This is a genomic window from Streptomyces sp., from assembly GCF_036566765.1.
Taxonomy (GTDB): Bacteria; Actinomycetota; Actinomycetes; order Streptomycetales; family Streptomycetaceae; genus Streptomyces.
Map to the genome: position 1 here is coordinate 12,275 of NZ_DATCVQ010000259.1, position 12,949 is coordinate 25,223.

The 12,949-nt window shown below is 70.5% G+C and carries 6 protein-coding genes; 4 read left to right on the top strand and 2 right to left on the bottom strand.

Going from position 1 to position 12,949, the window contains the following annotated elements:
• The first annotated feature begins 17 nt into the window (after positions 1-17).
• From VIU94_RS14525 to VIU94_RS14540, 4 genes are read left to right on the top strand one after another with little or no spacing between them, the layout of a single operon-like run.
• A complete protein-coding gene (locus VIU94_RS14525) occupies positions 18-764 on the top strand; it encodes a thioesterase II family protein (protein ID WP_331911461.1) in 747 nt (248 codons plus the stop codon).
• Positions 761-1,558 (top strand): thioesterase II family protein, encoded by a 798-nt coding sequence (locus tag VIU94_RS14530; RefSeq protein WP_331911463.1) that lies wholly within the window; start codon positions 761-763, stop codon positions 1,556-1,558. The genes VIU94_RS14525 and VIU94_RS14530 overlap by 4 nt, the downstream gene beginning before the upstream one ends.
• The gene (locus VIU94_RS14535; protein WP_331911465.1) at positions 1,555-6,207 is read left to right on the top strand and encodes a non-ribosomal peptide synthetase; all 4,653 of its coding nucleotides are present in this window, start codon (positions 1,555-1,557) and stop codon (positions 6,205-6,207) included. The genes VIU94_RS14530 and VIU94_RS14535 overlap by 4 nt, the downstream gene beginning before the upstream one ends.
• Complete coding sequence (locus tag VIU94_RS14540) at positions 6,204-10,217, top strand: non-ribosomal peptide synthetase (protein WP_331911467.1); 4,014 nt, start codon at positions 6,204-6,206, stop codon at positions 10,215-10,217. The genes VIU94_RS14535 and VIU94_RS14540 overlap by 4 nt, the downstream gene beginning before the upstream one ends.
• 24 nt (positions 10,218-10,241) lie before the next feature.
• Here VIU94_RS14540 and VIU94_RS14545 read toward each other — a convergent pair whose 3' ends face one another.
• A complete protein-coding gene (locus VIU94_RS14545) occupies positions 10,242-11,516 on the bottom strand; it encodes a cytochrome P450 (protein WP_331911469.1) in 1,275 nt (424 codons plus the stop codon).
• Positions 11,513-12,865, bottom strand: coding sequence for an MFS transporter (locus VIU94_RS14550; protein WP_331911471.1), 1,353 nt, complete (start codon positions 12,863-12,865; stop codon positions 11,513-11,515). Before VIU94_RS14550 ends, VIU94_RS14545 begins: the two co-directional genes overlap by 4 nt.
• Positions 12,866-12,949: the final 84 nt, after the last annotated feature.

The window sequence follows — 12,949 nt, forward strand, 5'->3', positions numbered from 1 at the left end:
CGCCGGAAGGGTTCCCCATGTCCTCGTCCCGACCTCCCCTGCGCAACCGCTGGCTGCCCCGTGAACCGTCGCGGGCCGCGCGCGCACGGGTCTTCCTCATTCCCTATTCGGGTTGCGGCGCGAGCATGTACCGGCAGTGGCCCGCGGAGCGGGACGGCGTGGAGTTCCTGCCGGTCGAGCTTCCGGGGCACGAGTCACGGTTCGCCGAGCCCAACTTCACCTCCTACGCGGAGCTCGGCGAGCAGATGATCGAAGGGCTCGCGCCCTACCTCGACGTGCCGTTCGGCTTCTTCGGCCACTGTGGGTCGGCTCTCGCGGCGTACGAGACCTCGGTGCAGCTGGTCACGAGGGACGTGGCGACTCCGTCCGCGCTGTTCGTCTCGTCCGAGGTCGCCCCCCAGGACGGCCCCGCCGGCAGGTTCCTCGAAATGGACGACCACGAGCTGGGCGCCGAGCTGGAGAAGCTGATCCGCGAACTGGGCGGCACGCCGTCCGCCGAACTGATCGAGCTGTACCTCGAGGTACTGCGCGCCGATGTGGAGACCAACAAACGTTACGTCGTGCCCGAACCCTTCCGGCTGCCGTGCCCGATCATCGCCGTCGGCTGGACCGGGGACGAGGAGATTCCGTACTCCACCATGGGTGGCTGGCAGACGTGCGGGGACACGAAGTCGGTGCTGCTTGAGGGCAGTCACCATCGGTTCATCGAGGCGCCGGCCGACCTGCTCGACCTGATGGGCGCCGCACTCGGGGCCACGTCATGAGCGGCGCCGCGGGTACGCCGACGGAGCGCGAACGGCGGTGGCTCAAGCGGTTCGCCGCACCCGCGCCGACCGGGTCGACCACGCTGCTCTGCTTCCACTACGCCGGGGGAAGCGCGGGGATCTTCCGCCATTGGCCCGCGCAGCTTCCGTCGGTGGACGTCATCGGCGTGCAGCTTCCGGGGCGAGCGGATCGGTTTCTGGAAGAACGCCATGCCCGGATGGAGCCGCTGGTGGAGGAGTTGATCGCGGTGCTGGGGCCGTCGCTGGGCCAGCCGTTCGCCTGCTACGGATCGAGCATGGGCGCGCGGGTGGCGTGGGCGCTGGCGCATGCCCTGCGCGAGCGTGAACTGCCGGGGCCCCGTGCGCTGTTCGTGGCCGCGAGCGGCGGGCCGGCCCTCGATGACGGGAGCTGGCTCTGGGAGGACCGCGACGACGGACTCGAAGGCTATGTACGGGAGATGGGAGGCACCCCGCCGTCCGTGCTCGCCGAAGCGAGTCTGCTGGCCGCTCTGCTGCCCGTACTGGAGGCGGACCTGTCGGTGCTGAGCACGCACGACTTCCACCCGGAAGTTCCGCTCGACATACCGATCCACGCCTTTGCCGCGGAGTATGACGCGGAGGCGGGTCCGGATCGCATGCGGGCGTGGCGGGACGAGACGACGGCGGCATTCTCGATGGACGTTCTGCCGTGCGGGCATTTCTTCGACTCCGCGTCCGAGGCAAGGGTGATCGACTCCATCGCCGGGACGCTCGGTGAGGCGCCGGTGCCCACGAACGAAGGAGTGGCGAAGTGAGCGACCTGGAATCGCGCATCGCTGCACTGCCGCCGGAGCAGCGGGCCGTGCTCGAGGCTCGTCTGGCCGACCGTGCAGCCGCTCGCGGACAGAGCGCAGTGGGCCGGATCCTGCCACGCGACCGATCCGCCTCCACTCCGCTGGGTGTCGCCCAGCACCGGGAGTGGGCGGTCGGGCAGATCCGCTCGGTCAACAACATCACCGGCGCTCTGAGGCTGGAAGGCAGCCTCGACCTGACCCTGCTGAGCAGCGTCCTCACCGAGATCGTCCAGCGCCATGAGGTGTTGCGTACGACGATCGACCTCGACGGACACGGGACACCGGTTCAGGTCGTCCAGGCGGTGACGCCGGTGCCGACGCCGGTGGTGGACCTGACGCACGTGGCGCCGTCACGGCAGACGGACGAGGTCACGCGGCTCGCCCGCCGCGACATGACGCGCCCGTTCGACCCTGCTGATCCGCAACGCCTGCGGGTGACGCTGCTGAGGCTGGAGGCGGAGGTGCATGTGGCGCTGTTCGCAGCCGACCATGCCGCCTCGGACGCCTGGTCGCTGGCGATCATCGTCGAGGAGTTGGCTGCGATGTTCCGCAGCCGGCTCGGCGACGCCCCTGCGGACCTTCCGCCGCTCGACATTCAGTTCGGGGACTTCGCCGCGTGGCAACGCGCGGAGCGCACCGAGGAGAAGGAAGAGCTCGAAGTCCAGTACTGGCGAAAGCAGTTGGCGGGAATGCCCGTCGAGTCGGCACTGCCGGTCGACCGCCCCGGTCCGGCGCGCCCGACGTATGCCGGCGGCGTGTACGACATGCGCCTTCCCGAGGAGTTGGCGGCGGGCGTTCAGCGGTTCGGGGAGAAGGAGGGCGCCTCGCTGTTCGGGGTGCTGCTGGCCGCATGCTCCGTGCTGCTCAACCGGTACTCGGGCGAGGACGACGTGGTCGTCGGATCCCTCGTGTCGGGACGCACCCGCGGGGAGACCCAGCGGCTCATCGGCAGCTTCGCCAATCCGCTGCCCCTGCGGGTGCGGATGCATGACGACCTGACGCTCCGTCAAGTCGTGCGGGAGGCCCACACGACGCTGGCCGGTGCGCTCGACCACCAGGACCTCCCGTTCGAGCGGGTTGCCGAGGGCCTCGACCTTGGTCGCGAGTCGACCCGCACCTCGTTCAGCCGGGTCTGGATCAACGTGCTCACCGTGCCCGACATGACGTTGGAACTGCCGGGGCTGCGCATCACGCCGGTGTCGATCCCCCCGGCCAAGACCTCGGTCGACCTCACCCTCAACGTCACGCCGAACGCCGGGACGTTGCAGATCCAGTGGCACTTCATGTCCGAACTCTTCGACTCTGCCACGGTCGCGTTGCTGGCCGAGCAGTTCCAGCGGGTGCTCCGTCAGCTGGTCGACGATCCGGACACACCGGTCTGGGCCGTCGAGCTCAATGTCGGCGCCGCTGAGAGCAAGCCGGCGGTCTCGACCGAGGTGAGCGGATTCGTCGAGCAGTTCCAGCGCCGGGTGCGGCTCGCCCCCTACGCTCCGGCGGTGATCTGGGACGGAGTCGCGACCAGTTACACGGAACTCAACCGCCGTGCGAACCGGCTGGCCCATCGACTGCGCGCCGCAGGAGTGCGCCGGGACGCGCGCGTCGGTGTCCTGGTGGACCGGTCGCCGGCCCTGGCAGTGGCGATCCTGGCGGTGCTCAAGGCACACGGGGCGTACGTGCCCATCGACCCGACGTACCCGCCGGAACGCATGGCGTTCCTGCTCGCTGATGCGGATGTGCGGGTACTGGTCACCGAGGAGCTGCTGGCGGACGCGCCGGGCTCCGGCGGGTGGACCACCGTCCTCATGGACGGGGCCGACGAGGCTGTGGGGGACGAGGAAGACCTCGACCCGCCGGATCCTGCAGCGGCGGCGTACGTCGTCTACACCTCGGGATCGACCGGCCGTCCGAAGGGCGCCGTGATCGAACACCGATCGCTCGCGGTGTTCGCGCGTGACGTGGTGGATCGACTCGGCCTGGGCACCGGCGACCGGTTCCTGCAGTTCGCCTCGCCGGGTTTCGATGTACTGGCCGAAGAGCTGTTCCCGACCTGGCTCGCCGGCGGCGCCGTGGTCATGCCGACGAAACACCTGATCAGCGGCGAGGACGATCTCGCCGCGCTGGTCGAGCGGGAACATCTGACCGTGATGGAACTGCCCACGGCCTACTGGCACGAGTGGGCGCGCGAGATCGACCGCCTCGGCCTGGAACTCCCGAGGCACCTCCGCCTGGTGATCATCGGCGGTGAGCGGGTACTGCCCGAGCGCCTCGCCATGTGGCGGCGTACCGGCGTCCCACTCGCCCACGTGTACGGGCTCACCGAGACGACGGTCAGTTCCACCTTCTTCAGGCTGGACCCGGACGACCCGGAGACGGAGTGGCCGAACCTGCCGATCGGCACCGCTCTCCCCTCGGCCGACCTGCGCATCCTCGATCGTCGGATGCAGCCGGTCCCGGCAGGGGGCGTGGGCGAGCTCTATATCGGTGGTGTCAGCCTGGCCCGCGGCTATCTGGGGCGCCCGGGCCTCACCGCACAGCGCTTCGTCGCGGACCCGACCCGGCCGGGCGAGCGGGTCTACCGCACGGGCGACCTGGTGCGCCGCCGCACCGACGGCAACCTCGAGTTCCACTCCCGGGTGGACACCCAAGTCAAGATCCGTGGTTTCCGCGTCGAGCCCACCGAGGTCGAATCGGCTCTCATCGACCATCCCGGGGTCGCGGAGGTCGTGGTGACGGCCCATGAGCCTGCTCCGGGAGACCGGCGGCTGGTGGCCCATGTGGTGCCGTCGGCAGGGATGACCGGTGTGGCCGCCTCGCTGCGGGACTTCCTCCTCGATCGACTGCCCTCCTACCTCGTTCCCTCGGCGTTCGTCGAGATAGCGGAGCTGCCGCTCAACGCGAACGGCAAGATCGACCGCGCGCGCCTGCCCGCCCCGGGCCGTGCGGACGCGGCCGGCGGAACAGGCTTCCGTGCGCCGGAGTCGGCGACGGAACAGGCGTTGGCGGGGGTCGTCGCCGGTGTGGTGGGTGTCGCGCAGATCGGCGTCGACGACAACTTCTTCGAGGTCGGCGGCGACTCGATCCTCGCCATCCAGGTGGTCGCCCAGGCGCAGCAGGCGGGCCTGCGGCTGACTCCGTACGACCTCTTCGCGAACCCCTCGGTCGCCCAGCTCGCCGTGGTGGTCGAGGCCGGCCGCACCGTCGATGCCGAGCAGGCGGACGTCACGGGTCCGGCGCCCCTCTCGCCGACCCAGCACGGGTTGTGCACGGCCGAGTTGACGGCACCCGCGCAGTGGAACCTGTCGGTGCTGCTGGACCTGGCCGTCGAGGTCGATCCCGAGGTGCTGCGCGCGGCCGTCGAAGCTGTGCTCGGGCACCATGACGGGCTGCGCCAGAGGCTGCTGCTCGCGGGGGCCCGGACCCGGTCGCGCATCGCCCCGCGCGGGGACGAGACGCCGTTCGCGTTCTACGAATTCTCGTCCGGCCAGGACCCGGATCTGCGGACCGACGAGGTCTGTGCCGAGTTGCAGCGCAGCCTCGATCCGGCGGTCGGGCCGATGATCAGGGTCGCGCTGCTGCGACCCGGCCAGGGGCGCGCGGACCAGCTGGCCGTGGTCGCCCACCGGCTGGTGGCCGACACGGCGTCCATGAGGATCCTCCTCGAGGACCTGGAGACCGCGGTGGTGCAGCTGTCGGCCGGTGAGCCGCTGCGGTTCCTGCCGAAGACCACGTCGTGGCAGTCCTGGACGCGCCGGCTTGCCTCCTACGCGTCATCGGATTCGGTACAGGGCCAACGCCCGTACTGGTCCGAGGTGGTGACCGGAGGTCCCGGCGAGGCGCAGTGCGGGCGGCTGCCCGAGGATCACCCGGAAGAGCGAGGTCCCGATACCGAAGCCGGTTCCCGGACCGCCACCGCGCGTCTCGATCCGGCCGCGACCGCGGCGTTGCTCGGGGCGCCCGAGCGGCTGGCCTGCACGGTCGAGGAACTGCTGCTGGCGGCGCTGGCCCGCACACTCGAGGAGTGGACCGGCGCCGAGCGCCACCTCATCGATCTCGTCCGCCACGACAGGGCGCAGCTGTTCGGCGACGTCGATGTGACGCGTACCGTCGGCTGGTTCAGTCCCACACACCCGCTGCTCCTGCATGCTGCCGGAGAGGAGACGCTCCGCACCGTCAAGGAGACCCTGCGGGCCGTGCCTGCGGGCGGCACCGGCTGGCAGCTGCTTCGGCAGGGGCGCGAGCCGCTGGACGCGGCGCCGGTCGCTCTCTCGTTCGCCTATACGGGCAAGGCCATGGAGCCTGCGTCCGGGACCTTCTCCGTTGCGGCGGAGACCGTCGGCGGGGACCGCAGCCCCTTCGAGCTCCGGCCCTACCCCCTCGAGGTGCGCGCCGGTGTGCGCGCCGGTGAACTCGTCGTCGCCTGGGAGTACAGCGAGCGGCGGCACGACGCGGAGACCGTGGAACGTCTCTGCCTGAGCCATGTCTCCCACCTCCGCTCGCTGATCGGCGCGGTGGCCCCGGAGGGCGCGACGGCGGACTTCCCGCTCGCGCGCGTCGACCGGGCCCAGCTCGACGGCCTGCTGGGCAGGCTCGCCGAGAGGCAGGCTGAATGAGCATGGAGGACGTGGAGGACGTCTACGAGCTGTCACCGCTGCAGCAGGGCATGCTGCTGCACAGCCTCTACGGCGGAGACTCCGACACGTACCTGGCCCAGCACAGTTTCGCCGTCGACGGGCGACTCGACGCACGAGCGCTGGAGACCGCCTGGCAGCAGACCGTCCGCGCACACCCGGCACTGCGCACCTCCTTCCACTGGGAGGGCATGGACACGCCCCTGCAGGTCGTGCACCGCCATGTGCCCATCGACCTGCGCCGTCACGACTGGTCCGGCGTGGAGCCGGCCGTCCAGGACGAGAAGGCGGAGCAGCTGCTCGCGGCCGAGCGGGCGGCAGGATTCGACCCTGCACAGGCGCCCCTGCTCCGCCTCGACCTGGTGCGCCTGAGCGCCGAGCGGCACCTCGTGGTGTGGACCCACCACATGCTGCCGATCGACGGCTGGTCCGTGCCGCTGGTCATCGGGGAGGTCGTCGGCCGCTACCTCAGCCTCACCACGGGGACACCGCCTCCGGCGCCTGCTCCGCCCTATCGCGACTACATGGCATGGCTCCAGCAGCAGGACCTGGGCGCGGCACAGGAGTACTGGGTCGAAACCCTCGGGAATGCCGCCGGGTTCAACAAACTGGCGCCTCTGCGGCCGGTCGCTCCGGACGGTCCGCCCTCGGTCATCGACGAGCACAACCTCGCGCTGGGCGAGGAGTTGAGCGCTGCGCTGCGGCAGACCGCCGCCCGGCACGGTGTCACGCCGGGCACGCTGATGCTGGCCGCATGGGCCCTCGTGGTGGAGTGCTTCAGCGGAGGCTCGGACGTACGGTTCGGGGTCGCCTGCTCGGGCCGGCCCGCGCTGCTGCCGCAGGTGGAGCGGATGGTCGGCAGCTTCGTGAACAGCCTCCCGCTGCAGCTGACGGTTCCCATGGACCGCGGCGTGGGGGAGTGGCTGCGCGAGGTCCAGGCGCTGCATGCGGCGGCGCGCCGCTTCGAGTTCAGTCCGCTCGCCCAGATCAAGTCCTGGACGGGGGTCACGGCGACCGAGCGGCTGTTCGACACTCTGCTCGTTCTGGAGAACTACCCCGTCGACTTCGGCGAGAGCACCGACGTGGGGCAGCTGTCGCTGCGGGGACTGACGGATTTCGAGAAGACCAGCGAACCCTTGACCGTCTTCGTGACCGCGGCGTCCACGCTGCGGGCGCTCTATCACCGGGATCGGATCGGCTCCCGGGAGGTGGAGGAGATCCTCGGCGCCTTCCGGACGGCCCTGACGGGGCTGACGCGTGAGGCGAGGATCGGCGGTGTCGCCTCGGGTCTCGCGCGGGGAGGGCAGCCGGAGCCGGCGGCGTCCGGGAGTTTCGCGCGGTACGGCGACCGCGGGGCGTGCCTGCCCGCGCTGGTGCAGCGGTGGGTGGAGCAGACGCCGACCGCGCCCGCGGTGGTGGCGGACGAGGGCGTGCTCACCTTCGCCGAGCTGTGGGACCGGTCGTGCGCGGTGGCAGCGGCGCTGACCGGCGCGGGAGTACGTCGCGGATCGACGGTCGGGGTCTGTCTCGAACGCTCCGCCGACCTCGTGGTCGCGGTCCTGGGAACACAGCTGGCGGGTGCGGCGTACCTGCCGCTGGAGCCGTCGCTTCCCGAGGCGCGTTTGTCGTTCATGGTCGCCGACGCCGGGGCCGAAGCGGTGATCGCACAGCCTGACCTGGCGCCCCTGGCACGACGTCTCGGCGCGGGTCCGGTCGTCAGCCCCCTGCCTCCGCAGCAGGCCGGCACGGACTGGACGCCGATGCCGGTGCAGGGCTCCGACCTCGCGTACGTCATCTACACGTCCGGATCCACCGGACGCCCGAAGGGCGTCGCGGTCACGCATGAAGCGATCCTCAACCGTCTGCTGTGGGCGCAGGACACCTTCGGGCTGACGCCGGACGACCGCGTGCTGCAGAAGACTCCGTTCGGGTTCGACGTCTCGGTGTGGGAGCTGTTCTGGCCACTGATCACGGGTGCGGTGATGGTGGTGGCCCGCCCGGGCGGGCACCAGGACGCCGCGTATCTGGCCGGGATCCTTGCGGACGAGAAGGTGACGACCGCTCACTTCGTGCCGTCGATGCTGGAACTGTTCGTGGACGACCCGGGCGCTGCCGAGCTGCCGGCCCTGCGCCGGGTGCTGTGCAGCGGGGAGGCGTTGCCCCATGGCCTCGCCCGCAGGTTCGCGCAGCTCCTGCCGCAGGTGGAGCTGCACAACCTCTACGGGCCGACCGAGGCCGCAGTGGACGTGACATGGTGGGACTGCGCCGGGACAGCCCCTGCGGGGGTGGTTCCCATCGGCCGGCCGGTGGCGAACGTACGGGCCCATGTCCTGGACGGCCGGCTCGCCGAGGTGCCCCGGTCGGTGCCGGGAGAGCTGTACCTGGGGGGAGTCCAGCTCGCGACCGGGTACGTGGGGCGGCCGGGACTCACCGCGGCGACGTTCGTCGCGCATCCGCTGGCGGGCCCCGGCGGACGGCTGTACCGCACAGGCGACAAGGTGCGGAGGCTGGCGGACGGGTCACTGGAATTCCTCGGCCGCATCGACCACCAGGTGAAGATCAACGGCTATCGGATCGAACTCGGTGAGGTGGAGCACACCCTGACCGGCCATCGCGCGGTGCGCGAGAGCGCGGTCACGGTACATGCGCGCGGTGAACACCGCGAGCTCGCGGCGTATGTGACCGCCGCCGATGGAGGGGCCGATCGCGAGGACCTGCCGGCGCAGCTGAGGACGTACCTCGCCGACCGGCTGCCGCGCTACATGGTGCCGGCGACGGTCACCGTTCTCGATGCGATGCCGCTGAGCCCCAACGGGAAGCTCGACCGGACGAGGCTGCCCGATCCGCGCAGAGAGGTGAAGGTCTCGGACGGTCGCCCGTGGAGGGGACCGGAGACCTCGGGCGAGAAGGCGGTCGCCGCCGCCTTCGAGGCCGTGCTCGGGGTGCGGTCGATCGAGCGCGACAGCGACTTCTTCGAGCTCGGCGGGACGTCCTTCGACGCTGTGCGCGCGATCCGGCGGATCGAGGGAGCCACCGTTCCGCTGATCACCACGCACCCGACCGTGCGAGGGCTGGCGGCCGCGCTGGAGTCGCCCGCCTCCGCCTCGAGCATGCTCCTGAACCTGGCGCCGCGGACACAGCCCGCGACGCACCTGGTGTGCGTGCCGTTCGGCGGCGGCAGCGCCATCGCCTACCGGGCACTCGCCGGCCATCTGTCACCTGACGTCTCACTCCAGGCGGTGACGCTTCCGGGACACGAACCGGGCAGCGACCCTCAGTTGCGTTCCGTCGACGCCATCGCCGGTGAGTGCGCCGCCGCCGTGCTGGCGCTGCCGCCCGGCCCGGTTGCCGTCTACGGGCACTGCGTGGGCGTCGCGCTGGCTGTCGAGGTCGTCCGCCGGGTCGAGGCCGCGGGGCGCCCGGTCGAGCGACTGTTCCTGGGCGCCTCCTACCCGTTCTACGAGCCGCGTCGCATCGGGCGTGCAATGCAGCGGGTGTTGGCGGCTCTGGTGCAGCGCGGGTGGCTCCGGGTGGGCGCACGGACGGTGGGGACGACCCGGGGGAGTGTGCCCGAAGCCGACGAGGCGGAGGTGCGCTATCTGCGTTCCATCGGCGGCTTCGGCAGTGAGGTCGACGACGAGACCATCGCGTTCGTGATGCGTGCCTTCCGCCACGATGTCACCGAAGGCGGCCGCTACTTCGCCGACGTGTGGACGCGCGGGACCGAGCCGTGGCTGAGCGAGCCTGCGGAGCCGCCCACGCCGCTCTCGACGCCGATCACGTTCATCGCGGGCACCGCCGACCCGATGACCTCCGGATACGGTCGTGGAGTGCGGCTGTGGGACCGGTTCAGCAGCAGCGTCGACCTGGCCGTGATCCCCGAGGGGAGCCACTACTTCCTCCAGGACCAGGCCGAGGCGCTGGCCGGCCTGATCGAGAAGTCCTTGGATGCTCACTGCGGCCGCTGCGGGGCGGCGACCGTGCTCGGTTGAGCCGGCCGCCGGCAGCGGCCGAGGTCAGTGGGCCCGTGCGGTGCGCCAGGAGACCTCGCACGGGAGAGCGGCGAAACCGCGCTGGTGCGGGGTGTGGACACGGCGGGCGCGGTCGAGGTCGATCTCGTACGCGGACACGAGAGCGCCGATCTCCTCCAGTGCGATACGCATCTCGAGTTTGGCGAGTACCGAGCCGAGGCAGTGATGCGGTCCGTGCCCGAAGCTGATCATCTTGCTGGTGTCGCGATCCAGGTCGAAGCGCTCGGGGTCGGGGAAGACCCGGGGGTCGCGGTTGGCGCACGCGGGCAGGATGGCGATCCGGGCGCCCGCGCGCAGCCGGACGCCGTGCAGAACGGTGTCCTCGGTGAGGCGACGGGCGACCATCTGGCTCGCCGAGTCGTAGCGCAGCGTCTCGCTCGCCCACTTGTCGGCCTGCCCGTTCAGCCCGGCCTGCTGTATCTCATGATCGAGATGCCCGTGGTACCAGGCGTTGCCAATGGTCTTGCCGGTGGATTCATTGCCTGCTCCGACCATGACGAAGAGGAATCCGACGATCTCCGAATCGGTCAGTCGTCGGCCGTCGACCTCTGCCGCGATCAGGGTCGAGGTCAGGTCCTGGCCGGGGCTCTTGCGAAGGTCGGTGACGAGTCCGACGAAGTACTGGGCCATGCGCAGCGCTGCCGCTGTCGCCGTCGGTCCCCGCTCGTCGGACATGTCTTCGCGTACGTTGAGCGCATCCGTGTCTGCGCGGATCAGGTCCCAGTCCCACTCGGGTATGCCGAGCATCTCGCACAGGACGTCGTTGGGCTGGGCGGCAGCGTAGTCGGTGGCGAAGTCGAAGCGCTGCTGACCGCGCAGGGCCTCGAGCCGGTCGCGGGTGATCTCGCGGATCCGCGCCTCCATCGCGGCCACGTGGCGCGGGGTGAAGGCGCTGGAGATCAACGCGCGATAGACGCCGTGGTCGGGTGGGTCCATGGCGAGGAAGAAGCTGGTCTTGGCGGCATGCGGACCCCATAGTTCGGGTTCCAGTGAGATGCCGAACCGGTTGGAGAACCGCTGCGGTCTGCGCAGCGCGTCGACGACGTCGGCGTGGCGGGACAGGGCCCAGAAGTCCCGTTCCTCGTTGCGGTACACGGGAGCGTGCTCCCGCATCCAGGCGTAGAACGGATAGGGGTCTTCGTGGATCCGGAAGTCGAAGGGGTCGTAGCCGTTGGGGAACAGATCGGCGGGGGCGTCTGCTCCGCCGGCGGCGACCGGGTCGTGGTCCATGCCGGGTTCCTCCTGGTCGGTGGTGGTCATGGGCGGGCGGCCGGTTCACGGGTCGAGGAGGAACCTGCTGCGTCGGCCTGCGGCTTCGGTGCCGCGTCCTTGGCTGCCGGGGCGGTCAGCGGCACGTCGTCGCGCAGGGCGCGCAGGTCGCGTGAGAGGTAGCCGAGCCGCGCAACGATCAGGACGGCCACCCCGAGCAGCAGGATGAGGAAGGCCGAGCCGCGTCCGGAACCGACGCCGATCACCAGGCCGACGGTGTCGGCCAGGGCGCCGTCCGGACGCAGCAGCGGTTCGAAGATCCGCTCGGAGACGGGCCCGGCGAGCATGTAGCCGGTGAACAGCACCGTGTTGGTGATCATGTTGAAGGCGGCGAAGGCGCGGCCCTGCATGCCGGGCTCCACCTCGGTCTGCAGAACACTTCGGCTGGTGCCATCGATGATCATCGAGCAGAACTGGAAGCCGAAGGCGGCGACGGCGACCAGGGCGATGTTCGGGCGCAGGGCGCCCAGGCAGAGGAAGAACCCGAGCGGCACGGCCAGCCCGGCGATGCCGTGGATCCGTTTCGGCGGCCCTCCCCACGCGGCCATGGTGGCGCCGCCGAGGAACATGCCGACGCCGCCGGCCGTCAGCACCGCACCGAGCGCCGTCACCGAGGCCATTCCGATCACCAGCGGCGTGAAAAGGACATCGACGAAACCGACCGCCAGATTGAGCGCGGCGTAGAAGCAGAGCAGCGGGACGAGACCGCGCCTGGTGACGAGGTGACGCCAGCCCTCGCTGATCTCTCCGAAGATGCCGGCCGGTCCGTCCTCAGGCGCGGCGGGCCGGGGTATGCGGATCCGGAGGAGGATGGCGATGTTGAGCAGGAACGTCGCGCAGTCGATGGCGAGGATTCCGGGGAGACCGATCGCGACGATGAGCAGCCCGCCGAGTGCCGGAGCCACGGTCTGGCTCACCGCGGTCGCGGTCATCACCATTCCGTTGGCGCGGCCCAGTTGGTTTCGCGGGGCGAGCTGCGTCACGCTCGCGTTCAGCGCCGGTACGAGGAATGCTCCCAGTGCCGAGCGGATGGTGATGGTGACGAAGATGTGCCAGGGCTGAAGAACACCCAGGCCGGAGAGCACGGCCAGGGAGAGGCTCGTGCACACCCCGACCATGTCGCCGGCGAGCATCACCGTGCGCCGGTTCCAGCGGTCGACCAGCGCTCCGGCGAAGGGGGAGAGCGCGATCGCGGGCAGCAGTGACAGGATGAAACCGATGGCGAACTGGATCGTCGAGCCGGTTTCCAGATAGATCCAGACGGTGAGCGCGAACGCGGTCAGCGCCGTGCCCGTCATGCTGACGATGTAGCCCCCGCAGAGCACCGTGAACCTTCGCACCGGTCGACCGTCCGATCCCTGCCCTGTCGGCGTGGTAGAGGGCTTGTGTGGACACGTACTGTCGCCCATGGTCGGGGAGGTCGC